Consider the following 23,786-nt stretch of genomic DNA (forward strand, 5'->3'; position numbering starts at 1 on the left):
TCGTGAGGTCGTCGAACGTCATCGGCGGGGCCTGGGCGAGCGGTGGCGCTACGGCCTGCGCAGCGCTTCCGACGCGGCGGTACCGGCCGGTCCCGCCGCCAGCTCGGTCTCCAGGAGCTGCTTGCCGAGCAGTTCGGGGTCGGGGAGGGCCATCGGGTACTCGCCGTCGAAGCACGCGCGGCAGAGGTTGGGCTTGGCGATCGTGGTCGCCTCGATCATCCCGTCGATGGAGATGTACGAGAGCGAGTCGGCGCCCATGGACACGCCGATCTCCTCGACCGTCATGCCGTTGGCGATCAGCTCCGCGCGGGTGGCGAAGTCGATGCCGAAGAAGCAGGGCCACTTGACCGGCGGGGACGAGATCCGGATGTGGACCTCGGCGGCGCCCGCCTCGCGGAGCATCTTGACGAGGGCGCGCTGGGTGTTGCCGCGGACGATCGAGTCGTCGACGACCACCAGGCGCTTGCCGCGGATGACTTCCTTGAGCGGATTGAGCTTCAGCCGGATGCCGAGCTGGCGGATGGTCTGGGACGGCTGGATGAAGGTCCGGCCGACGTAGGCGTTCTTGACCAGGCCGGATCCGTACGGGATGCCGCTGGCCTCCGCGTAGCCGATGGCGGCGGGGGTGCCTGACTCGGGCGTGGCTATGACCAGATCCGCCTCGACCGGGGCTTCCTTCGCCAGTTTCCGGCCCATCTCGACGCGGGACAGATAGACGTTCCGACCGGCGATGTCCGTATCCGGGCGGGCCAGGTACACGTACTCGAAAACGCAGCCCTTGGGCTTCGCTTCCGCGAATCGCTGGGTCCGCAGTCCGTTCTCGTCGATGGCGATCAGCTCGCCGGGCTCGATCTCCCGCACGAAGGACGCGCCGCAGATGTCGAGGGCTGCGCCCTCCGAGGCGACGACCCAGCCGCGCTCCAGCCGGCCGAGGACGAGCGGGCGGATGCCCTGCGGGTCACGGGCGGCGTAGAGGGTGTGCTCGTCCATGAAGACGAACGAGAAGGCGCCCTGGACGTCGGGCAGGATCCTGGCGGCGGCTTCCTCGACCGTGAGGGGCTTGCCGTCGGCGTCCGACTGGCTGGCCAGCAGGGCCGTGACCAGGTCGGTGTCGTTGGTGGCGGCGACGCGCGTCGTCCGGCCGTTCTCCTTGGGGAGGTCGGCGACCATCTCGGCGAGCTGGGCGGTGTTGACCAGATTGCCGTTGTGGCCGAGCGCGATGGAGCCGTGGGCCGTGGCCCGGAAGGTCGGCTGCGCGTTCTCCCACACCGAGGCTCCGGTGGTGGAGTAGCGGGCGTGGCCCACCGCGATATGCCCCACGAGGGAGCTGAGCGAGGTTTCGTCGAAGACCTGTGAGACGAGGCCCATGTCCTTGAAAACCAGGATCTTGGACCCGTTGCTCACTGCGATGCCCGCGGACTCCTGTCCACGGTGCTGTAGGGCATACAGTCCGAAATAGGTGAGCTTGGCGACCTCTTCACCCGGGGCCCAGACTCCGAAGACGCCACAAGCGTCCTGGGGGCCTTTCTCTCCGGGGAGCAGGTCGTGGTTGAGTCGTCCATCACCACGAGGCACACCACCGAGTGTAGGCGAGATCGACCACTGGTCCGAATTGGGGATACGGGCGGGGGCCCTCGCGGGCCCTCCCGGCGGCCTCCCGGTTACTTCGCGGGGGCGGTCGCACTGGCCCCGATCCCCTCTCCTCCGGCGGACTTGAGCGTGACGGAACGGTGGCGCAGCTCATATGTGACCTCGCCCTCCAGCACCTTCTGCACCTGGCGTTCCAGGGTCATCGCGGGTCCCGGGCAGAGCATGCGGGTGGCGGTGAGCCGGCCGAGGGTGAGGCTCGTACCGGAGACGGTGGCGGGGGCCTTGAAGCGGTTGCAGCCGAGGCTGCCCTCGACGGTGCCGGTCTGTTCCCCGTCCTTGCCCGCCTGTGCTTCCTTACTCACGGTGAACGTGAAGAACGCTTTCCCCTCGGTGCCCTTCGGCAGGGACGTCGACGTCTCCTTCCCGGTGAGCGAGCCGACCGTCCATTTCGTCCCGGCGAAGGGCGCGGGCTCCTCCGAGGTCAGCGCGATCGTGTCGCCGTCCGCCGTGGTGAGGGTGAGTTTCTTGTCCTGGAGCCTGGCGGTGAGCTTCCCGGAGAACGCGCCGTCGAGCGCCTTCTCGAAGGCGTCCATCTCCTTGTCGCACCCGATCAGGGTGGACTCCTTGTCGCCGACGGTGACGGTGTCGCCCTTGACGGTGACCTTCGCGCTGACGCGGTTGCAGCCGCTCGACGCGTCGGCCCGGCCGTCGGAGCCGATCTCCACGCCGGCGCCCGGGGGCGCGGCGGTCTTCTCGCCGTCCCTGGTCACGCTGTCGACGCGCCAGTGGACGCCGGTGAGCGGCAGCTCGGTGCGTACGGCCCCGCCGCCGTCGCGGTTACCGGTTCCGCTCCCGGCACCTGACCCGGATCCGTCCTTGGTCTCGGTGCCGCAGGCGGTCAGCGCGAGCAGCGCGGCGGTGGTGACGGCGGCGATGTGCGTGACGCGGGCGCCGTGAGCGGTCCGGGTGGAGTGGATGATCTTCTGTTTCGGCATACCGCTGGGACGGGGGCGGGCGCGGTACGGTTCCGCCTCCCCCCGTGCGTCCCGCCGTGTCTCACCCCATCAGCGGGAGCAGACCGCCGAGATCCGCGCGCTCCCCGCCGGCGCTGACCCGCGCCGCGTCGACCTCCTCGCGCCAGCCCGTACGGCCGGTGGCCAGCCGGATCCAGGTCAGCGGATCGGTCTCCACGACGTTGGGCGGCGTCCCCCGGGTGTGGCGCGGCCCGGCCACGCACTGCACGACGGCGTACGGCGGCACCCGTACCTCGGTCGACGCGCCGGGCGCCTTCACGGCGAGCGCGTCGGCGAGCACCCGGGTGCAGGCGGCGAGCGCCTGCCGGTCGAACGGCACGGCGAGCCCGGTGGCCCGGTTGAGGTCGTCGGTGTGGACGATCAGCTCGACGGTCCGGGTGACGAGATAGTCCCCGAGCCGCATCGGTCCGAGCCGGGTCGCCGTCACCCGGTCGTCGTCCGCGCCGGGGAGCAGGGTGTCGAGCCGCGCGGCGGTACGGGCGAACAGCTCGTCCGGGGGCGCGGACGCCGCGTACTCCTTGACGCCCTCCGCGATGGCGCCCGCGCGCGCGGCGGTGGCGAAGGGCCAGTCGGCGAGGGAGACGGCGGGCTGGTCGGCATCCGGCCCCGCGGGCCCGTCCTGCTCGATGGCGCGGTTGACGGATTCGACGGCCATGCACAGATGCGCGGCCAGCTCCCGTACGCTCCACTCCCCGAGTCCGCAGTCCAGCGAGAGCTGGTCGGGCGTGAGACCCGCGACCGCCGCCCGGACGTGTCCGAACTGGGCCACGACGGCCCCCCGGATCTTGCCGGAGTCGTAGCTGCGGGCGCGCTTCTTGGCGGGAGGCGTGGGAGAAGGCATGGCAGGAGGCTAATGCCTGCGCGCGGGCCGGTGAACGCGCGGATACGTTACTGCGCGGGGGAGTTCGGGATCCGCGCGCGGGACTCCGGGATCCGCTCGGGGGAGTTCGTGACCGGTGCGGGGGAGTTGCGCAGGAAGCCGTCGACCCGGTCGCCGAGCCGTACCCCGTCCCGCGCTGTCCAGTGCCGGCGCAGCACACGCACCCCCACGCAGGTGTTGACCCGCGTGACCTCGGGGAACGCGCCCAGATCCGTGGTGATGAAGTCGGCCAGATCCTCCTCGTCCCGGAAGACCCCGTGGTGGATCACCGACGCGGACCCGGCCACCATCGAGACGTAACGCGCCGACGGGTGCCCGCCCAGGGTGTCCAGCAGCCGGGGGATGGCCTGCGGGAGCACCGTCAGGGAGAGCAGGGCGGTGAGCGGGTAGCCCAGCAGGGCCGGTTCGATCTCCACCCGGGGCCAGAGGGCGCCGGACTCCAGGAGCGCCTGCGAGGTGCGGTACGCCGTCGAGCGGCTGACGTCCAGCTCACGGGCGATGTCGGCGGCCGGGATCCGGCCGTTGTCCACCATCAGCTCCAGCGTGCGCCGCTCCAGCTCGGAGAGCTGTTCGGGCGAGGTCCTGCGCTCCTGGGTGATCTGTACGGCGTGCTCGCGCAGCCGCCCGGTCTGCTCGTGGTCGAGCCGGTGGAGCCGCCAGCTCTGGCCCATGGTGTAGGCGCGCAGGACCAGTTGGGACTCGGTGGAGACGATGCCGGGGATGCCGGGCAGCCGGTGGGTCAGCAGCTCGAAGATGTCGGTCCCGAGGAGGGGGTAGACGCTGCAGTAGAGGTCGGCGCTGCCGGTCGTCAGCAGCAGGGTCTGCACCTCGGCCAGTTCCAGGATGCGCCGCGCGACCTCCTGGGAGCGGCCCGGCTCGCAGGTGATCCACACCTGCCGGGGGTTCTCGGTGGTGATCAGCGGCCAGTCCAGCCGTCCCACCACACGCAGCAGCCGCTCGGTGCGCAGCCGCGCGAGACGGCGGGCGATGGTGCTCGGCGAGCTGTCCAGCACGTCGGCGAGGGCGTTGACCGGGGTGCGCGGGGCGAGCTGGAGGGCGGCGACGAGATCGAGATCGACGTCGTCGAGGAGCCGTTCCTCCGGACGCGCCGACGAGCGCCGGGTGGAGACGGCGGATGAGGAGGGCGCTGGCTGCGACGGCATCTCCTGATCCTAGTCGCTGCCCCTGACGAGCCACTTCATCATCAGGAAGTTACAAGAGCGAAACAGCCGGACACCACACACCCATTGACACAATCTTTCATTCTGGAGTCTCATGGCGAACCAATGCGCCATTCCGCGAGAAGGCATTCCGTGAGAAGAGAGGGACCGATGTGGTGACCAGGACGACGGAGGACCGCCCGAAGGACCCCTCGGCCGACCCGCGGGCGGGCGCCGAGGGCGTTGCCGCCGCCCCGGTGTCCGGCTCGGTGGCGGTCACGCTGCGGGTGCTGGGTGTGATCGAACGCGTCGGCAACCGGCTGCCCCACCCGTTCTGGCTGTTCGTGATCCTCAGCGCGGTGCTGGTCGTCCTGAGCTGGGCGCTGCACGGTCTCGGGGTCTCCGCCGAATCGCCCACGGACGGCGCGACGGTCGCGGTACGGAGTCTGATCTCCGACGCGGGCGTGACGATGATGCTCGACGGCCTGATCGACAACTACGCGACGTTCCCGCCGCTCGGGGTCGTCCTCGTCGTCATGCTCGGCGTGTCGGTCGCCGACCGGGCGGGGCTGCTGACCGCCATGTTGCGGGCCGCGCTCGCGAAGGTCCCGGTCCGGGCCGTCACCTTCATGATCGCGTTCACCGGGATGGTGGCCCACATCGCCTCCGACGCGGCGTTCGTGGTGATGATCCCGCTGGGCGCGATCGCCTACCGCTCCGTGGGGCGCAACCCCGTCCTGGGCGCGGTCGTCGCCTTCGTCGCGGTCTCGGGAGGGCACGCGGCCAGCCCGCTGGTCACGCCCTCGGACGCCACACTGGCCGCGCTGACGACGGCGGCGGCCCACACCATCGACCCTTCGTACGCGGTCACCCCGGTCGCCAACTACTTCTTCTCGCTGGTCTCGTCCATCGTCCTGGCGCTGGTCATCACGCTGGTCGCGGAGACGCTGCTGACCCGGCGGGTGGCGATGATGGCGGCGGACGACGCGGCGGAGGCCCGGGAAGCGGGGGAAGCGGGGAAGGACGGCGAGGCGTCCGAGGGCCCGCAGGCCGGCGGGGCCGCCGGGGGTCCCGGGCCGGCCGAGGAGCTGCCCGACCTGTCCCTGACGGACGACGAACGCCGCGGACTGCGCGCCGCCGGGATCACCACCCTCGCCCTGCTGGCCGCCATCGCCGTGGCCGCCCTGCCGACCGCCTCACCCCTGCGCGGCGAGCACGGCGCCGTCATCGACTCGCCGCTCGTCCACAACATCGCCGTCTTCCTGTCTCTGCTCTTCTTCGCGACCGGTGTCGCGTACGGCCGCGCGGTGGGAGTCGTCCGTACGGCCAAGGACATCCCGGACATGATGGCGCTGGGACTGCGCGAACTCACCCCGATCCTGGTGCTGTTCTTCGCGATCTCGCAGTTCCTCGCCTACTTCAAGTGGACCTCCATCGGCGAGGTCATGGCCATCACCGGGGCGGAGCTGCTGGACTCCTCCGGCGTGCCGATCATGGTCGTCTTCGTCGGCGTCATCCTCGTCGTCAGTGTGATGAACCTGGTCCTCACCAGCGGCTCCGCCATGTGGGCGCTGATCGGTCCGGTGTTCGTCCCCATGCTGATGCTGCTGAAGGTCGCGCCGGAGACCACCTGGGCGCTGTACCGGATCGCCGACTCCTGCACCAACCCCATCACCCCGATGAGCCCGTACTTCGTGCTCTGTCTGGGCTTCGTACGCCGCTACCGCCCCAAGGCGGGCATCGGCACCCTGATGTCCCTCACGCTGCCGGTCGCCCTGTCGATGCTCGTCGTCTGGACGCTGCTCTTCCTGACCTGGTACATGCTCGGCCTTCCGTTCGGCCCGGGTGCGCCGACGCACTGACCCGCTCCATCCGCCCCATGTCCCAGAGGAAACGGAGAACCACGCACACCATGCCCGCACCCGCACCCGCCCCCCTGCCGCACTCCCCCCACGGTCCCGACCGCGCCGCGCTCTCCCGTATCGCGTCCTGGTGCGCCGAGCGGGAGCAACGGGACGGCTACCTCACCGATCTGCGCCACCTGGTGGAACACGAGTCGCCCAGCGAGGACAAGCCCCTCCTGGACGCCACCGCCGATCTGATCCTGGAGCTGCTGTCCCTGCGGCTGGGCGAGCCGAGCCGTACGGTACGTCACCGCCACTCCGGGCACGGCGATGTCATCGAGGCCGAGTACGACGGTGACTCCGGCGGTACGGTCACCGTCGTCGGCCACTACGACACCGTGTGGCCGGCCGGCACTCTCGCCGACCGGCCGTTCGCCCTCACCGACGCGACCGCCTCGGGTCCGGGGATCTTCGACATGAAGTCCGGTCTGGCGCAGGGGATCTGGGCGCTGCGCGCGCTGCGCGTCCTCGGACTGCCCCGGCCCACCGTGCGTTTCGTGTTCAACGGTGACGAGGAGACCGGCAGCGTCCTCTCCCGGCCGCTCATCGAGCGGGCGACGGAGGACGCGGTGGCCACACTGGTCATGGAGCCCGGCGGCGCGTGGGGGATCAAAGCCGGCCGCAAGGGCGTCGGCATCTTCACCCTCACCGCGAAGGGGCTGGAGGCCCACGCCGGCCTGGACCCGGCCAAGGGCGCCAGCGCCATCCACGGACTGGCCGACGTCATCCGGGACCTGGTCGCCGCCGCCGATCCGGAGCAGGGCACGACCGTCAACGTCGGCCGGATCAGCGGCGGTACGGCGCGGAACGTCATCGCGGGCGAGGCGACCTGCCTGGTGGACATCCGGGTCAGCACGCAGGAGGAGATCGAGCGGATGGACGGCGTCCTGGCGGGCCTGTCCGCCGCGGACCCCCGGGTCACCGTCACCCTCGGCGGCGGCTGGAACCGCCCGCCGATGCGGCCGGGCGACGCGGGCCGCCGTCTCTTCGCGCTGGTCGACGGCGTCGCGACGCACCTCAGGGGGCCGCTGGCCGAGCTGTACGTCGGCGGCGGCAGCGACGCGAACTTCGTGGCCGCGCTGGGCCGTCCGGTCCTCTGCGGCATGGGCGCGCTGGGCGACGGCGCGCACGCCCGCCACGAGCACATCACCCTGGCCGACCTCCCCGACCGTATCGCGCTCGCGGCGGGCACGCTGCTGGGGCTGGCGGGAGACCCGGTGGCCTGAGAGCGAACGAGGAGGGCCGGGCGGTGACCGTGACGACCTGCCCGGCCCTCCCCTTTTGACGCTCCGGTTCAGCCGGCGGCCGTGTCCGCGCCGTACGCCACGAAGGGCTCGCCGTTCGACGGGACGCCGATCTCCCGCCAGCGGAACGGGATGCCGCGGGCGACGTTCAGGTCCGGGTGGTCCATGAGCTGGAAGTGGAGGTGCGGCTCGGTGGAGTTGCCGGAGTTGCCGCAGCGGCCCAGGAGCTGGCCCGCCGTGACGCGGTCACCCGCCCGGACCTGGAGCGAGCCGCGCTGGAGGTGGGCGTACATCGCGTACGCACCGTTCCCCAGGTCGAGGACCACCTGGTTGCCGGTGATCCGGTGCGCGCCGCCGATCTCCCGTACGGCGCTCTCGATGAGCATCAGATAGACCAGCGCGGGCAGCGAGTTCCTGCTGAGGTGGTCGCGCTGGACGTCGGAGGCGCGGACGACCGTCGCGTCGGCGACCGCGAGGAGCGGTTCGCCGAAGGCCGGGAAGTCGCGGTTGCGGCGGGCGATCGGCCACAGCCACGCGAAGGCCGGACGGGAGGAGGCCGGCGCGGACGACACGTCGGGCGCCGGGTCCGGGCCGGGCTCCGAGCCGGGCGCCGGATCGGGGGCAGACTCCGAGCCGGGCGCCGGGTCCGCCACGATGTCGATCGCGTACGCCTGGCCGTACGCGTACGTCCCATGGCTCGGCACCTTGTCCGCCGGGCTGTTCACCGCCGACCAGCGGCCCCTGACCGGCGCGTCCACCTCCACCGCCGGCGGGCGCACCGCGTGCTGGGCCCGTGCCGTCCGCCCCATCCAGAACAGCAGCGCGATACCGATCCCGGCCGGCAGCCACGTCCACCAGTAGCCGAACGGCAGCTCGACGAAGGCCCCGGCGAGGACCAGGAGGCAGAACACCAGCCAGGACAGCCGGTAGGCCATCATGGCGGGCCCCCGGCCCCGGCGGTTCTCCTGTACTTCCGCTTCGGTCGCGGACATCGTTTCGTTCCCCCTGTGGTCGGTCGGTCGGGTACGGCCGCGGTGGCTACGGGCCCGCGGCGGTGATCATCACCAGCAGCGGTACGACCCGGGCCGCCGGGACCTCGTACCGGCCGCGGCCGGGTGTGTGCAGCCAGCCGGCGCCGGTCAGTTGGCGCAGGTGGTGGTAGATCTGGCCGGTGGTGCCCAGCTCGTCCAGGTCCGCCAGTTCGGCCGTCGTACGCCGGCCGCCCAGGATCGCGTGCAGGAGGCGCAGCCGTACCGGATGGCCGAGCGCGGCGAAGCACTCGGCGGTCAGCGACCAGTCGGCGTCGAGCAGGCCGTCGGTGTACGCGCCGTACTGCCACTCGTACCGCTCCCCCGCCGGGAGGCGCACCGAGCCGGCGTAGACCACTCCCCCGTCCTGTGCACCGGCCTTCGCCAGCTCCGAGGTGAGGAGTTCCAGCGCCCAGAAGGCACCGTCGGGCCGCCGCGGCTCCGCCCGTCCGGCGCCGTCCGCGTCGCCTTCGCGGTCACCGCGCTCCAGCGCCACCAGCCTGCGCTCCAGTTCGGCGACGCGCTCCTCAAGTCCCATACGTCGATACTACGTAATTACGTAATCTCTCGAAACCCCGGGGTGCGCCTAGCGGGGGCAGAGCTGTGCCCCCGGCCCGGAGAACCCAGGACGGGGGCACAGTTCAGAGCGTCACACGGTCACGCCATCACACGGTCACGCCGTCATACCGTCACGCCTCGCGCGGGCGCTCCAGCGTCAGCAGCAGGCCCTCGACCGCGCCCGGACCGATCCGGCCCTTGACGTCCGCCGCCGTGATCGACTTCAGCGCCCAGCCGTCCTCGGCGTGCTTGTTGAGGATTCTCTCCAGCTTGTCGCCGTCCAGGGCATCGCCGATGAGCGATTCCCTGAATGTGACGACCTTGTACTCGTACGCCATGACGCGTTCCCCTCGTCTCGTTATCCCTGTCGTCCCTCGCGGGTACCCGGCGCTCAGGCCAGCAGCGCGGGAATCGTCGCCTCGTGCGCGTCCCTCAGCTCGCCCAGCGGAATACCGAACTCGCCCTGGACCTCGATCTCGTCGCCGTCCACCACACCGATCCGGGTGACGGGCAGCCCACGCGCCCCGCACATGTCGGTGAACCGCAGCTCCTCGCTGCGCGGTACGGCGACGACCGCGCGGCCCGCCGACTCGCTGAGCAGGAACGTGAAGGCGTCGAGCCCGTCCGGTACGACCAGCCGCGCGCCGTGCCCGCCGCGCAGGCAGGACTCCGTCACCGCCTGGATCAGTCCGCCGTCGCTCAGGTCGTGCGCCGCGTCGATCATGCCGTCGCGGGATGCCGAGATCAGGATCTCGCCGAGCAGCTTCTCGCGGTCGAGGTCCACGGCCGGCGGCAGCCCGCCGAGGTGGTCGTGGACAACCTGGGACCAGGCGGAACCGCCGAACTCCTCGCGCGTGTCGCCCAGCAGGTAGAGGAGCTGGCCCTGCTCCGCGAAGGCGATCGGCGTACGGCGGTTGACGTCGTCGATCACGCCGAGCACGGCCACGACCGGCGTCGGGTGGATCGCCGTCTCGCCCGTCTGGTTGTAGAGCGAGACGTTCCCGCCGGTCACCGGGGTGCCCAACTGGAGGCAGCCGTCGGCCAGTCCGCGGGTCGCCTCGGCGAACTGCCACATCACCGCGGGGTCTTCGGGTGAGCCGAAGTTCAGGCAGTCGGAGATCGCGAGCGGGGTGGCGCCGGAGGCGGCCACGTTGCGGTACGCCTCCGCCAGCGCGAGCTGCGCGCCCGTGTACGGGTCGAGCTTGGCGAAGCGGCCGTTGCCGTCCGTGGCCATCGCCACGCCGAGGTTCGACTCCTCGTCGATCCGGACCATGCCGGCGTCCTCGGGCTGCGCGAGCACCGTGTTGCCCTGCACGAAGCGGTCGTACTGGTCGGTGATCCACGCCTTCGACGCCTGGTTCGGCGACGCGACCAGCTTCAGCACCTGCTCGCGCAGCTCGGCCGAAGTGGCCGGGCGGGCCAGCTTGTTCGCGTCGTCCGCCTGGAGGGCGTCCTGCCAGTCGGGGCGCGCGTAGGGCCGCTCGTACACCGGACCGTCGTGGGCGACGGAGCGCGGCGGTACGTCGACGATCTGCTCGCCGTGCCAGAAGATCTCCAGGCGCTCGCCCTCGGTCACCTCACCGATGACCGTGGCGATGACGTCCCACTTCTCGCAGATCTCCATGAAGCGGTCGACCTTGCCGGGCTCCACGACCGCGCACATGCGCTCCTGCGACTCGCTCATGAGGATTTCCTCGGGCGAGAGGGTCGCGTCACGCAGCGGTACGGTGTCCAGCTCGACCCGCATCCCGCCGGAGCCGGCGGACGCCAGCTCGCTCGTCGCGCAGGAGAGACCGGCGCCGCCGAGGTCCTGGATCCCGGCGACGAGCTTCTCGGCGAAGATCTCCAGGGTGCACTCGATGAGCAGCTTCTCCTGGAAGGGGTCGCCCACCTGCACGGCCGGCCGCTTGGCGGGGCCGGTGGACTCGAAGGTCTCGCTCGCCAGCACCGAGACGCCGCCGATGCCGTCGCCGCCCGTGCGGGCGCCGTACAGGATCACCTTGTTGCCGGTGCCCGACGCCTTCGCGAGGTGGATGTCCTCGTGCTTCATCACACCGATGCAGCCGGCGTTGACGAGCGGGTTGCCCTGGTAGCAGGCGTCGAAGACGACCTCGCCGCCGATGTTCGGCAGGCCGAGGCAGTTGCCGTAACCGCCGATACCCGCGACGACCCCGGGCAGCACCCGCTTGGTGTCGGGGTGGTCGGCCGCGCCGAAGCGCAGCGGGTCCACGACGGCGACCGGGCGGGCGCCCATGGCGAGGATGTCGCGGACGATGCCGCCGACGCCGGTGGCCGCGCCCTGGTAGGGCTCGATGTACGAGGGGTGGTTGTGCGACTCGACCTTGAAGGTGACCGCGTACCCCTGGCCGACGTCCACGACGCCCGCGTTCTCGCCGATGCCGACGAGCATCGCGTCGCTGGCCGGGGCCTTCTCGCCGAACTGCCGCAGATGGACCTTGCTGCTCTTGTACGAGCAGTGCTCGGACCACATGACGGAGTACATGGCCAGCTCGGCGCCGGTGGGACGGCGCTCCAGGATCTCGCGGATCCGGGCGTACTCGTCCTCCTTGAGGCCGAGTTCCTTCCAGGGCTGCTCGGCGTCGGGGGTACCGGTCGCGTGCTTGACCGTGTCGAGGTTCTTGATGGTCATCAGGCGCTTACCAGCTTCTTCAGGATCGAGGTGAAGAATCCGAGGCCGTCGGTACGGCCCGTACCGATCAGCGGCTCCACGGCGTGCTCGGGGTGCGGCATGAGGCCCACGACGTTGCCCGCCGCGTTGGTGACCCCGGCGATGTCGCGCAGCGAACCGTTCGGGTTCCCGTCCAGGTAGCGGAAGGCGACCCGGCCCTCGGCCTCCAGCTCGTCGAGCGTGCGCTCGTCGGCGACGTACCGGCCGTCGATGTTCTTGAGCGGTACGGAGATTTCCTGACCGGCGGAATAGTCGGCGGTCCAGGCGGTGTCCGCGCTCTCCACCCGCAGTTTCTGATCGCGGCAGATGAAGTGGAGATGGTTGTTGCGGAGCATGGCACCCGGAAGGAGATGCGACTCCGTGAGGATCTGGAAGCCGTTGCAGATGCCGAGAACCGGCATACCGGCCTTCGCCTGCTCAATGATCGTTTCCATCACCGGCGAGAACCGGGAGATGGCTCCGGCCCGCAGATAATCGCCGTAACTGAAACCGCCCGCCAGGACAACCGCGTCGACCTGATGGAGATTCTTGTCGCGGTGCCAGAGCGATACGGGCTCGGCACCGGCGATACGGACGGCGCGCAGGCTGTCCCGGTCGTCGAGCGTGCCGGGGAAGGTGACGACTCCGATACGAGAGGTCACTTCGCCCCCTGGTCGGCGGCGCCGACGACCTCGCCGGCACCGGCGGAGACGGACTCGTCGACCTTCACGACGAAGTCCTCGATGACGGTGTTGGCCAGAAAGGTTTCGGCCATCTCGTGGATACGGGCGAGGGCGGCCTCGTCGACCGGCCCCGCCACCTCCAGCTCGAAGCGCTTTCCCTGACGGACGTCGGCGATGCCTTCGAAGCCCAGGCGGGGCAGTGCGCGCTGCACCGCCTGGCCCTGCGGGTCGAGGATCTCCGGCTTGAGCATGACGTCGACTACGACGCGTGCCACGTGCACTCCCGGTGGTGTGGTGCGGCTGGTTCTCGCTGTTGCGTTCTCCGGGGAATCCCCCAGACCCCCCGAGGTACCTCAGCGTACCCGGCCTGAGAATCTACGCGGGTAGATATGTCCGTTTCCCGGATCCGTGTGAACACCGGGGCCGATGGGACCGCCACGGGACAACGCCGGGAAAAATCCCGGAAAAAAAATCACGCCACCCATTGCCGAGGGACACGCTGATGTAATTGGCTGGGCTTCACAATGCGCCCTCTTTCGCTGTACAAAGGAATACAGCGGAAAGAAGCATTGCCCCATAACAGCCGGAAGGCCGGTATCGCAGCACGTCAACACGTTTCCCGCACATGTCGGGCACGTTCAGGCACAAGCGGTACCGCAAGAAAGGACCTGTATCCGTGGCGCAGCGCGTAGTGGTCACGCTCTCCGACGACATCGATGGCGGGGAAGCGGCGGAAACAGTCGCGTTCGGCCTGGACGGGAAGTCGTACGAGATCGACCTCAATCCCGTCAACGCGAAGAAACTGCGGAAGGCCCTGGCACCCTTCATGGCGGCCGGCCGAAAGCAGACAAATGCCAGCAAGCGCGGCAAGTCCCGCACCACCTACCGCCACACGGCGCTCGCGCCCGACCCGGCGGCGGTGCGCGCCTGGGCGCAGTCCCACAAGGTCGAGGTGCCGGCGCGCGGCCGGATCCCCAAGCGGGTGTACGAGGCGTTCCACGAGGCGAGTTGAGCGGCCCGACACCGAGGGACCGAGGGCGGACGGACCAAGGGCTGAGGGACCGAGGGCTGAGGGACCGAGGGCTGAGGGACCGAGGGCTGACGGGGCCGGACGGGGTCACAGGGCGGACGGGGTCATGGGGTGCGCGCCAGGGTCCCGGGCGCCGGTGCGCGGCGCCTCCGGGCGCCGGTGCGCGCCCGGCCCCGCACCGGCGCCCGGCCCGGCCCCGGCATACACGCCGTCGCACGCCGGGCGGAGCCGGTCGAGTGACCTGCGCGCGCACCGAGTTGCACAGCACCCCCTCTGATCGGCTAGAGTTTGGAACACGCCGAGGGGCAAGGCCGAAAGGCCGAAACCCGGGCAGCGTGCGGGTGTAGTTCAGTAGTAGAACGCCCCCTTTCCAAGGGGGAGGCGCAGTGTGCAATTCCTGTCACCCGCTCTACATCACTTCTGGTCCGGCTCAATGGATCAGGTACAGTGATGGTCGCATCGCTCGCCCGATGCAATGCGGACGTAGCTCAGTTGGTAGAGCGCAACCTTGCCAAGGTTGAGGTCGCCAGTTCGAACCTGGTCGTCCGCTCGGAAAAGAAGGCCCTGGTCCTCGGACCAGGGCCTTCTTCGTGCATGGCACCGGGATGACAAATGTCATCGGAGACGGTGACAGCGCACACTGCCGGGCAGCCCGCGCCGCCGGAACCCTGGAGACATGACTCAGGCTTCGACGCGGATCCCGGCTCAGGCGCTCCGGGACGACGGCAGCGCCCCCACCACGGCGATCGACGTGACCGACCTGCGGCGTACGTACACGGGCGGGTTCACGGCGGTCGACGGGATCTCCTTCTCCGTGGCGCGCGGCGAACTTTTCGCGCTGCTCGGCACGAACGGCGCGGGCAAGACGTCCACCGTCGAGTTGCTGGAGGGCCTGTCCCGGCCCAGCGGCGGCGCGATCCGGGTGCTGGGCCACGATCCGTACACCGAACGGGCCACCGTGCGCCCCCGGGTGGGCGTGATGCTCCAGGAGGGCGGCTTCCCCTCCGATCTGACGGTCACGGAAACGGTACGGATGTGCGCGGGCTGCACCAGCGGCGCCCGGCCGACCGGGGAGGCGCTGGAGCTGGTGGGGATGGGCCACCGGGCGGACGTACGGGTCAAACAGCTCTCCGGCGGCGAGAAGCGGCGCCTGGATCTGGCGCTGGCGCTGCTCGGCCGGCCCGAGGTGCTCTTCCTGGACGAGCCGACGACAGGGCTGGATGCCGAAGGGCGGCACGACACCTGGGAGTTGGTGCGGGAGCTGCGGGCGGACGGCACCACCGTGCTGCTGACCACGCACTACCTGGAGGAGGCCGAGACCCTCGCCGACCGACTGGCGATCATGCACAGGGGCCGCATCGTGGCCTCCGGTACCCCGGCCGAGGTGACCGCGGCCCGGCCCGCCCGGATCCGCTTCACCCTGCCCGCCGGCATCGCCCCCGGGCGGCTCCCGCGGTCGCTGGGCGCGGCCGGGCAGAGCGACGGACAGATGGAGATACGGACCCGGCGGCTCCAGCGGGATCTGGGCGAACTCCTGCGCTGGGCCGAGGAGTCGGACGTGGAGCTGGGGGCGCTGGACGCCCGCTCCGCCTCCCTCGAAGAGGCATTTCTCGACATCGCGTCGCAGCGCACGGAGACGGGGGACACACGATGAGCACGACGGACAGCGGCACGGACAGAGCGGACACGGCGATGAAGGCGGGCGAGGCGGGCGATCCGGCCGTGGCGGGCGCGCGGAACGAGCCGCCCGGCGGGCGGCGGACGACGGTCGCCGGGCGGCTCAAGGCGCTCGGCCGGGCCGAGTACGTCCTGCTCGTCCGGAACAGGACAGCGCTCTTCTCGGCGCTGATCGTGCCGGTGGCCATGATCGGCGCGATCAAGATGTCGCTCCAGGAGGTCGACCTGGGCAAGGTCGGGCTGAGCGGTATCGAGGTCGCGATGGCCGGCAGCATCGGCATGGTGCTGATCATGGGCGTGTACGCCAACCTCTCCGCCGCCTACACGGCCCGGCGCGAGGACCTGGTGCTCAAGCGGCTCCGTACGATCGAGGCGTCCGACCGCGAGATCCTGGCCGGTACGGCGCTGCCCGCGGCCGTGCTGGCCTTCGTCCAGTCCTGTCTGATGATCGCGGGGGGTGTGGCGTTCCTGGACGTGCCCGCGCCGCACAGCCCGCTGGTGCTGCTCGGCGGGCTGCTGGCCGGTCTGCTGCTGCTCAGCGCACTGGCGGCGGCGACATCGGCGTTCACCCGTACCGTGGAGAGCGCCCAGATCACCACCATGCCGCTCTTCCTGGTGTCGGTGGTGGGCTCCGGTCTGTTCGTACCGCTGGAAGTGCTGCCCGACCGGGTGGCCTCCGTATGCGAACTGCTGCCCGTGACAGGGGTCATGACCCTGGTCAGGGCGGGCTGGCTGGGTGGTACGGACGGGTCGGACCTGCTCGGCGCCGCGCTGAACGCGCTGGTCTGGATCGTGCTCGCCGCCCTTGCCGTACAGCGGTGGTTCCGCTGGGAGCCGCGCCGCTGAGACGTCGCGGATGTCGGCGGTCGCGGATGCGGCGGTCGAGCGGACTCGTACGAGGCGCCGGTGAGCCGCCGAACGGGGAAAGGACACCTGGGGCCATGACCAGACCGACCGGTCTGCGGACGCTGCGGGACCTGCGGGACCTGCGCCGTACGTCCGCCAGGTCCAACTCCGCCTGGGTGGAGCTGTACACCCGCTACACGTTCTACGCGATGGGCGGTCTCGAATTCGGGGCGAACACCCCGCGTACCCTCGGCGAGGGGCAGTTCTGGACCGCCCTGCTGGTCCTCACGCACTCCGTACTGTGCTGCCTGCTCTCCGTCCGCGCCATGGACTGGCGGCTGGGCCGGCGCCCGCAGCCCGTACCGCTGATGCTGGCCGTGGGCGGGCTGTCGGCGGCCGCGGTGCTCGGGCTGCTCGTGCTGACCGCGACCGGTGCGGTGCCCAAGGACGGAAGGTTCGCCTCCCTGCTGATGACCTTCGCGGGCTTCGGCGTGGCGACCATCACCCTGGGCCTGCGGACGACGGCGCAGCGGGTCCAAACCGTGCTCGCCGCACCGGCGTTGACGGCCCTCGCGACCCTGCCGGCAGGGATGGGGTGGCGCCAGGCCGCCCTGAACTTCGCCGGGGTCACGGCCATGGGCGGGCTGCTCTCCGCCGCCTGCGTCTTCACTCTCTGGCTGGTCGGCGTCGTCTGGGAGCTGGACGGGGCGCACGAGCTGAGAACACGGCTCGCGGTCGCGGAGGAACGGCTGCGCTTCGGCCGCGACCTGCATGACGTCATGGGCCGCAACCTGGCGGTGATCGCGCTGAAGAGCGAACTGGCGGTGCAGCTCGCCGAGCGCGGACGGCCGGAGGCGATGGCCCAGATGACCGAGGTGCAGCGGATCGCGCGGGAGTCGCAGCGGGAGGTGCGCGACGTCGTACGCGGCTACCGTGAGGCCAACCTCCACACCGAGCTGGAAGGCGCCCGGGGCGTGCTGGAGGCGGCCGGCATCGACTGCCGGATCGACGGGATCGAGACGATCGAGGGCGGAATGCCGAACGGCGGCCGGAGCGGTCCGGGCGGTGGGAGCGGTGGGACCGGCCACAGGGGCGTCGGGCTGCCGGCCGGGGTGCAGTCCGCGCTGGGGTGGGTGGTGCGCGAGGCGACGACGAACGTGCTGCGGCACGGGGACCCGCGGCGGTGCACCGTACGGTTGTCGGAGCAGCCGTTGGAGAAGAGTGGTTCCGGTGACTGGGAGGCGGTTCTGACCGTGGAGAACGACGGCGTGCCGGACTCCGCCCCGGACAGGGACGGAGACGGCGACACGGACGGGAACGAGGGCGGGCAGCGGGCGAAGGGGTCCGGGCTCGCCGGACTGCGGGAGCGGCTGGCCGCCGTGGACGGCACCCTGGAGGCGGGCCCCACGGGGAGCGGCGGCTTCCGGGTGACGGCGCGGGTGCCGCTGCCGGAGGAGCGGGCGGAGCCACGGCCGACGACGAGAGCGACGGGCCCGGACGCGGTCACGGACGCGGAGGTGGCGGCCTGATGTCCGTACCTTCCGGACCCTCGTCGCCTTCCGCGCCTTCTTCACCGGCTCCCCCTCCCGTACGGGTGCTGCTGGCCGACGACGAGCATCTGATCCGGGGCGCCGTCGCCGCGCTGCTCGCCCTGGAGGACGATCTGGTCGTCGTCGCCGAGGCGGCCACCGGACCCGAGGCGCTGGCTATGGCGCTGGCCCACCGCCCCGACGTCGCCGTACTGGATCTCCAGATGCCGGGGGCGGACGGTGTGAAAGTCGCCACATCACTCCGCACCGAACTGCCCGGCTGCCGGACGATGATCGTGACGAGCCACGGCAGGCCCGGCCATCTCAAGCGGGCGCTGGCGGCCGGAGTGCGCGGCTTCGTGCCCAAGACGGTCAGCGCACGGCAGCTCGCCGAGATCATCCGTGCCGTCCACGCCGGTAATCGTTTCATCGACCCGGAGTTGGCGGCCGACGCGATCTCCGCCGGGGACTCGCCGCTGACCGCCAGGGAGGCCGAGGTCCTGGAGCTGGCGGTGGACGGTGCCCCGATCGCGGAGATCGCCGAGCGCGCCTCCCTCTCGCAGGGGACCGTACGGAACTACCTCTCGTCCGCGGCCACCAAGCTGGGGGCGGAGAACCGGCATACGGCGGTGCGTCTCGCACGCGAGCGCGGTTGGGTATAGTTGGCCTCGCGCCGCCGCGCAGCAGTACGGAAGCACAGCAGCGCGCATGCGGACGTAGCTCAGTTGGTAGAGCGCAACCTTGCCAAGGTTGAGGTCGCCAGTTCGAACCTGGTCGTCCGCTCAGAGAAACGGGAAGCCCCCGGCCGAATCGGCCGGGGGCTTTTCGCTGCCTCGGCCCCTGCCGGCTGTCCTGGCCCCTACCAGCTCTTGCCGGTGAGGAGTTCGTACGCCTCCAGGTACTTCGCCCGGGTCGCGTCCACGATCTCCTGCGGCAGCGGGGGCGGCGGCCGCTCGCTCGTACGGTCCCAGCCGGAGGCCGGCGAGGTCAGCCAGTCGCGTACGTACTGCTTGTCGTACGAGGGCTGCGCACGGCCCGGCTCCCAGGTGGCGGCGGGCCAGAAGCGCGAGGAGTCGGGCGTCAGCACCTCGTCCGCGATCACCAGGCGTTCACCGTCGAAGCCGAACTCGAACTTCGTGTCGGCGAGGATGATGCCCCGGTCGCGGGCGATGTCGCGGGCCCGGCCGTAGACGTCCAGGGTCGTCCGGCGCAGCAGGGACGCGTTCTCGGCGCCGATCAGGCGGACCACCTCGTCGTACGCCACGTTCTCGTCGTGGTCCCCGACGGCCGCCTTCGTGGCGGGGGTGAAGATCGGGGCGGGCAGCTCGGACCCGTCGACCAGCCCTTCCGGGAGTGCGAGCCCGCAGACGGTGCGGGTCCCCCGGTACTCGGCGAGCCCCGAGCCGGTGAGGTAGCCGCGCGCGACGCACTCCACCGGGACCATGTCGAGCGACTGGCAGACGAGCGTGCGGCCGGCCCAGTCTGCGGGGGCGCCCGCGGGCAGGTCGGTGGAGATCACATGGTTCGGGACGAGGTCCGTCAGCCGCTCGAACCACCAGAGCGAGAGCTGGGTGAGGACCCGGCCCTTGTCCGGGATCTCGGTGGGCAGGACCCAGTCGTACGCGGACAGGCGGTCGCTCGCGACCATCACGAGGTCGCCCGCCTCGTTGCGGTACAGATCGCGCACCTTGCCGGTGTGGATGTGCACCAGACCCGGCACCTGAACGGGCTCGGGCTTTTCTACGAATCCGGACACGGTTCCTCCCCGTGGTTCTGTCCGATCTAGGAGATCGCCTTGATTCTCCCGTATGCCGGAAGCCGCAGCTCGCAGGGGTGGCCGGACGTGTACGTGTCCTGCCGGGTCACCCGGTCCGGGCCTGCCCGTCCGGGCCCCCCGGGGTGGTCGGTCCTGATGGTCGGTCCTGGTGGTCGGTCCGGTCAGTCGCGTTTGCAGATCCGGTCGAGGAGGTTGGCGGTCGCGCGCTGGATCCGTGCGTCGACATGGCCGGGGCGGTCCAGCGCCGGGGACCAGGCGAAGGTGCCCGAGGCGAAGACGAGCGCGCCGGACGGGGCACGGTAGAGCGATGTCTCCTGGTGGCGCTTGGCATTCTCGCTGTCGCGGTACGGGGAGTGCGCGAGCAGGATCCGGTCCTGGTGCTCGGGCAGCGCCGTACGCGGGAAATAGCGGTCCGCCTCGCCCGCGACCAGCCCCGCGATCTCATCGCCCTCGACCGCGCCGACGGCCTCCCAGAGCCAGTGGTGGGCGTTCCGTACGACGAGGGGGTGCGGCTCGGGGACCCGGCCGGCGTACTGGATGCCGAGGAGTTGCTGCTCCGCCCTGTCCACCTCGCGCCAGAGCGCGGAGCGCCCGGGGCCGCGGCGCTTGCGGCAGGTGAGGAGGCGGTCGGGAACGCCGGAGGCCGAAGGGCCCAGCTCCACCTGCCAGTAGAGGGAGTTGGCGGAGAGGAAGACGAGCGAGGTGCCGTGATCGCGGGCGGCCTCGACGGTGGTGCGCATGGGCACGGACCAGTACTCGTCGTGGCCGGGGAAGATCAGGCCCCGGTAGCGGGTCGGGTCGACGCGGCCCGCGTGCAGATCGCGGGCGTCGGCGTACGCGAGGTCGTACCCGTAACGCTCGGCCCAGCGGATGAAGTCGTAGGCGTGGCCCACATGGAGGGGCAGTCCCGCGCCCGCGTAGGGGCGGTCGAAGGAGACGGTCGTCGCGGCGTCCCGCTCGCCGAGGAGCCGGCCCTGTTCGTCCCAGGCGTGGTAGAGGCTGGCGCCGGTGTGGCCGTCCTCCGGATAGAGGTTGTACGCCTGCCAGGTGATGTCGGGGAGCAGGAGGAGCAGATCGGCGGGGTGGCTGTCGCGGACCGTGAAGGGGACGTGGGAGCGGTAGCCGTCGACCGTGGTGAGGACGGCGACGTAGGCGCCGAGGGACCAGTACGACGGCACCTGGAGCCGCCAGGAGAGCCACCAGTGGTGGCAGGAGACCGTGCGGTCGGCGGCGAGGGGCGGGGACTGGACGATACCGGCGAGACGCGGGCTCGTGGTGATCTTGAAGGCGCCGTCGCCTCCGTAGTGCCCGATCCGGTAGATGTCGACGAAGAAGTCCTGCGGCGGGTCGACGGTGACATGGAAGTCGATCGACTCGCCCGGGGCCACGGCTCCGTTGGACACGAAGCCCTTGATCTGGCCCCGTACGTCGTCGGCGGTACGGGGGCCGCCGCTGCGGCCCGCGCTCAGCGTCGGGTCCGCGTACCAGGGGACGACCTGGCCGGTGTCGTCGAGATAGTTCTCGCTGCCGCGCAGCCACGGCAGTGGGCCCTGGCCGAACGGGTCGCTGACCGCGTGGGCGAGAGCGCCCGATTCCCACCGCCGGATCTGGTCCGCCCCCATGGTGCGCCCCTCCTCCGTGCCGCCGCGCCCGCGGGGGGCACGGATATTGATGCACGCGTCGATACGTGCGCCGACGCGCCGGTATGACGACGGTGATACGGCCGTTTGACCGGTCGGTGACACGGTCGACGGTCGGCTCCGGACACCAGCACATCACAAAACGCGTGCGGCCCGTCACCGTTCGTCGCGAATTGATGTGAGCGGAACACGCCGCTCCGGAACTCGGGCCGGGGTGGGTGGTTGGCGGCACGGGGGCCAAATGTCCGCGCAGGAGGGCGAAACGGAACCCACGGCGACGGGAGAGGGGAACGCATTCGGCCACCCCGAAGGGACAGTTCCGCGATTCGGGGCGCGGCCTCATCGCGTACGGGGCAGAGAGGGAGGCGTCGGGAGGCTGCGGTGAGGACCGGGGGCAGGGCGAGGCGTACGGCCGCTCTCAGAGGACCGGGGGCAGGGCGAGGCGTACGGCCGCTCTCACACCAGGCGTACGGGCTTCTCCGCGCGGACGCCCAGGGAGGCCAGCCACGAGCGCAGCGGCTCCGCGTCGCCTCCCTCGACCAGGCTGAGAACGCGCCCGCCGAGCTCGGCCCTGCGCACGCCGTCGACCAGCAGGGCCGGGCCGTCGAGCCAGTCCAGGCCGGGGGCGGCGCCCGCCGTGTCGACGGCGGAGCAGCAGACCATCGCCGTGACGTGATCGGCCAGCAGCTCACGGCCGGTGCGGGGCGGCTGGAGCGGGAAGAGGGGCAGCGGGTCGGTGCCCCAGAGCGCGAGGGCGTCGCCCCCGGCCTCTGCGGGGGCGACGGGGGCCGCCGCCTCCTCCCTGGCCAGCTCGGCGCTGATACCGGCGGCGAGGGCTTCACCGGGCTCGCCGCCCGCGCCGCCGGGACCGGCGAGATGTTCCATGACGCGCGCCAGGGTGGGCCCCTGCACGGCGCGGGAACTCCCGGAGCCCACCAGGCGGTCGGCGCCGTCATGGCCGTGACCAAGGCCGCGACCAGGGCCGAACGCGGAGCCGGAGCCGCGCGCACCCGAACCGACGCCCGTACCCACGCCCGTACTGACGATCCCCTTGCTCACGCCCGTACCGGCCCCGGCGCCGCCCTCCATGCTGTCCAGGACGCGGTGCAGCCGGGCCGCCTCCGTACGCCACTTGCGGTCGACGACCTCCTCCGGGTACTGCTGCCAGTCCACCGGGGACCAGTCGGGGCCCGCCTCGGCCGGGCCGCCGTGGAAGAGGCGGGCGGCGAGCAGGGAGGCCGCTTCGTCGACCGTGCCCGGCTCTTCGAGCAGGTCACAGGCGGGGCGCTCGCCGAGCCGGGAGGCGAAGCCCTCGGCGAGGCGGTCGCGGCGGGACAGCTCCGTCAGGGCCGAGACCACACCGGCGTCCAGCCGGGAGGGCCAGCGGCCCATGCGCCAGGCGGGCAGTGCGACGCGCGTGAGCAGCCGGTCCCACCCCGCGTACGCCAGGCCCACCTGTTCCTGGGCGACGATCCGCAGGCCGTAGTCGACCGCCTGGGCGCGCTCGGACGCGGCGGAGGCGACGCCGCGCTCCATCAGCGCCGCGTGCTCGCCGCAGCCGCGCAGCAGCACGCGGGCGACGCGCCCGACGGCGCCGAGGGCCACTCTGCGGACCGGTCCGAGCCCGGGGGCCGCCGCGACGGCCACCGCCGCGTCGAGGCCCCGTACGAAGCGGCGGGCGGCGGCTATGTCCGGGTGCGCCGAGAGCCCCGTACCGGCGACGACCGGGGCGAGGACGGCACGCAGCTCGGCGACGCGCATCCACCAGAGGAAGGGCGAGCCGATCACGAGGACAGGGGTGGCGACGGCTTCGCGCCGGGCCTCACCGGCCCTCGCGCCGGCGGCCGATTCGGCGCCCCGTCCGCCGGCGGAACCGGCCGCTCCGGCCGGGGAAAGAATCGCCCGCCCGAGTGCACGATCGAACACCCGTTCACGCGTCGGAATGTGCCCCGGATGCGTACGGTCCTCCAGCCAACTGTCGCAGTCCGGGGTCAGCGCTATGGCGGAGGGAGCGGGAACCTCAAGGCGCTCCGCGAGATCGCGGACCAGTCGGTAGAGATCGGGCGCGGCCTTCTCCGATACCGCGACGGTGGGGCTGAGGGCGGGCTTGGCGCGCACGACGACGACGGCGACAGCGGCGGCGAGCGCCAGCACGGCCACGGCGAGAGTCGTCACCACCCAGCGCGCGACATTCCACCCCGCGCCGTCGAGATGCCCCGTCGCTCCGCCGGCCAGCAGCACGACGGCGACGGCCGCCGGCAGCAGCGCGACGCCCATCGCCCTGCCGCGCAGCCGCAGCACGGCGAGCGCGCGGACACGGGCGCCCTGAGCGCCCAGCTCGTCACCGATCCCGGAACCGGACATGGTCGGACCTCACCCCCTCTGCCGTGTCGGCTGCGTTGCTCACTCCCCCACTGTGGCACCCGCCACTGACATCGCAATGCCGGTGGGCCAAGTGCCGGAACGCATGCGCCGCACCCTAGTTGGGCCCCGGAGACCCGTCATCCGGATGGCCCAACCGTCACCCGATGGAATGGC

General features: G+C 71.4%; 20 protein-coding genes and 3 tRNA genes. 10 read left to right on the forward strand and 13 right to left on the reverse strand.

The window, feature by feature from the left end; translation table 11 throughout:
* Positions 1-48: 48 nt before the first annotated feature.
* From purF to ACIQ7D_RS29375, 4 genes are all read right to left on the reverse strand, one after another.
* The gene (gene purF / locus ACIQ7D_RS29360) at positions 49-1,575 is read right to left on the reverse strand and encodes an amidophosphoribosyltransferase (RefSeq protein WP_403942612.1); all 1,527 of its coding nucleotides are present in this window, start codon (positions 1,573-1,575) and stop codon (positions 49-51) included.
* A gap of 86 nt (positions 1,576-1,661) precedes the next feature.
* On the reverse strand, positions 1,662-2,585 hold the full coding sequence (locus tag ACIQ7D_RS29365) for an META domain-containing protein (RefSeq protein WP_403942615.1): 924 nt from the start codon (positions 2,583-2,585) through the stop codon (positions 1,662-1,664).
* Between the two features lie 61 nt (positions 2,586-2,646).
* Entirely contained in the window at positions 2,647-3,465 is an 819-nt protein-coding gene (locus tag ACIQ7D_RS29370) for a sterol carrier family protein (RefSeq protein WP_403942618.1), read from the reverse strand.
* 47 nt (positions 3,466-3,512) lie between these two features.
* Entirely contained in the window at positions 3,513-4,667 is a 1,155-nt protein-coding gene (locus tag ACIQ7D_RS29375) for an Lrp/AsnC family transcriptional regulator (protein WP_403942620.1), read from the reverse strand.
* A gap of 173 nt (positions 4,668-4,840) precedes the next feature.
* On the opposite strand from ACIQ7D_RS29375, the gene ACIQ7D_RS29380 reads away from it, so the two are divergent.
* Together ACIQ7D_RS29380 and ACIQ7D_RS29385 are read left to right on the forward strand one after the other, a co-directional pair.
* Positions 4,841-6,526: an AbgT family transporter gene (locus ACIQ7D_RS29380; protein WP_403942622.1), complete on the forward strand. Its 1,686-nt coding sequence runs from the start codon at positions 4,841-4,843 to the stop codon at positions 6,524-6,526.
* A 50-nt stretch (positions 6,527-6,576) separates the two neighbouring features.
* Positions 6,577-7,794, forward strand: coding sequence for a M20 family metallopeptidase (locus tag ACIQ7D_RS29385; protein ID WP_403942624.1), 1,218 nt, complete (start codon positions 6,577-6,579; stop codon positions 7,792-7,794).
* 68 nt (positions 7,795-7,862) lie between these two features.
* Here ACIQ7D_RS29385 and ACIQ7D_RS29390 read toward each other — a convergent pair whose 3' ends face one another.
* The 6 genes from ACIQ7D_RS29390 to purS form a co-directional block, all read right to left on the reverse strand.
* Positions 7,863-8,804 (reverse strand): M23 family metallopeptidase, encoded by a 942-nt coding sequence (locus ACIQ7D_RS29390; protein ID WP_403942627.1) that lies wholly within the window; start codon positions 8,802-8,804, stop codon positions 7,863-7,865.
* A gap of 46 nt (positions 8,805-8,850) precedes the next feature.
* On the reverse strand, positions 8,851-9,378 hold the full coding sequence (locus ACIQ7D_RS29395; RefSeq protein ID WP_403942629.1) for an ArsR/SmtB family transcription factor: 528 nt from the start codon (positions 9,376-9,378) through the stop codon (positions 8,851-8,853).
* Between the two features lie 151 nt (positions 9,379-9,529).
* Positions 9,530-9,736, reverse strand: coding sequence for a DUF4177 domain-containing protein (locus ACIQ7D_RS29400; protein ID WP_403942632.1), 207 nt, complete (start codon positions 9,734-9,736; stop codon positions 9,530-9,532).
* Positions 9,737-9,789: 53 nt separating this feature from the next.
* Positions 9,790-12,048 carry a phosphoribosylformylglycinamidine synthase subunit PurL gene (gene purL, locus ACIQ7D_RS29405; protein WP_403942634.1) on the reverse strand — a complete coding sequence of 753 codons (2,259 nt, stop codon included), beginning with the start codon at positions 12,046-12,048 and terminating at the stop codon, positions 9,790-9,792.
* Positions 12,048-12,728 (reverse strand): phosphoribosylformylglycinamidine synthase subunit PurQ, encoded by a 681-nt coding sequence (gene purQ, locus ACIQ7D_RS29410; protein WP_403942636.1) that lies wholly within the window; start codon positions 12,726-12,728, stop codon positions 12,048-12,050. The genes purL and purQ overlap by 1 nt, the downstream gene beginning before the upstream one ends.
* The gene (gene purS, locus ACIQ7D_RS29415; protein ID WP_403942638.1) at positions 12,725-13,024 is read right to left on the reverse strand and encodes a phosphoribosylformylglycinamidine synthase subunit PurS; all 300 of its coding nucleotides are present in this window, start codon (positions 13,022-13,024) and stop codon (positions 12,725-12,727) included. Before purS ends, purQ begins: the two co-directional genes overlap by 4 nt.
* Positions 13,025-13,425: 401 nt before the next feature.
* Between purS and ACIQ7D_RS29420 the strand changes: the two genes are divergently transcribed.
* The 8 genes from ACIQ7D_RS29420 (at position 13,426) to ACIQ7D_RS29455 (ending at position 18,614) form a co-directional block, all read left to right on the forward strand.
* Positions 13,426-13,761, forward strand: coding sequence for an Lsr2 family protein (locus tag ACIQ7D_RS29420; protein WP_403942640.1), 336 nt, complete (start codon positions 13,426-13,428; stop codon positions 13,759-13,761).
* A 355-nt stretch (positions 13,762-14,116) separates the two neighbouring features.
* A tRNA-Gly gene (locus ACIQ7D_RS29425) sits at positions 14,117-14,188 on the forward strand.
* Positions 14,189-14,256: 68 nt separating this feature from the next.
* Positions 14,257-14,329 (forward strand) — tRNA-Gly (locus tag ACIQ7D_RS29430).
* A gap of 126 nt (positions 14,330-14,455) precedes the next feature.
* On the forward strand, positions 14,456-15,433 hold the full coding sequence (locus ACIQ7D_RS29435; protein WP_403942642.1) for an ABC transporter ATP-binding protein: 978 nt from the start codon (positions 14,456-14,458) through the stop codon (positions 15,431-15,433).
* Positions 15,434-15,471: 38 nt separating this feature from the next.
* Positions 15,472-16,302, forward strand: a complete 831-nt coding sequence (locus ACIQ7D_RS29440; protein WP_403942761.1) for an ABC transporter permease — start codon at positions 15,472-15,474, stop codon at positions 16,300-16,302.
* A gap of 95 nt (positions 16,303-16,397) precedes the next feature.
* A complete protein-coding gene (locus tag ACIQ7D_RS29445; protein ID WP_403942644.1) occupies positions 16,398-17,831 on the forward strand; it encodes a sensor histidine kinase in 1,434 nt (477 codons plus the stop codon).
* A complete protein-coding gene (locus ACIQ7D_RS29450) occupies positions 17,831-18,493 on the forward strand; it encodes a response regulator (protein WP_403942647.1) in 663 nt (220 codons plus the stop codon). The genes ACIQ7D_RS29445 and ACIQ7D_RS29450 overlap by 1 nt, the downstream gene beginning before the upstream one ends.
* 48 nt (positions 18,494-18,541) lie before the next feature.
* Positions 18,542-18,614: transfer RNA gene (locus tag ACIQ7D_RS29455), tRNA-Gly, on the forward strand.
* A gap of 76 nt (positions 18,615-18,690) precedes the next feature.
* On the opposite strand, the gene ACIQ7D_RS29460 is transcribed toward ACIQ7D_RS29455, so the two are convergent.
* The 3 genes from ACIQ7D_RS29460 to ACIQ7D_RS29470 form a co-directional block, all read right to left on the reverse strand.
* Positions 18,691-19,587, reverse strand: a complete 897-nt coding sequence (locus tag ACIQ7D_RS29460; protein ID WP_403942650.1) for a phosphoribosylaminoimidazolesuccinocarboxamide synthase — start codon at positions 19,585-19,587, stop codon at positions 18,691-18,693.
* Positions 19,588-19,769: 182 nt separating this feature from the next.
* On the reverse strand, positions 19,770-21,230 hold the full coding sequence (locus tag ACIQ7D_RS29465; protein ID WP_403942652.1) for a N,N-dimethylformamidase beta subunit family domain-containing protein: 1,461 nt from the start codon (positions 21,228-21,230) through the stop codon (positions 19,770-19,772).
* A gap of 474 nt (positions 21,231-21,704) precedes the next feature.
* A complete protein-coding gene (locus ACIQ7D_RS29470) occupies positions 21,705-23,612 on the reverse strand; it encodes a hypothetical protein (RefSeq protein WP_403942654.1) in 1,908 nt (635 codons plus the stop codon).
* Positions 23,613-23,786: the final 174 nt, after the last annotated feature.

It is taken from the genome of Streptomyces sp. NPDC096310, assembly GCF_044763125.1.
Classification (GTDB): domain Bacteria; phylum Actinomycetota; class Actinomycetes; order Streptomycetales; family Streptomycetaceae; genus Streptomyces.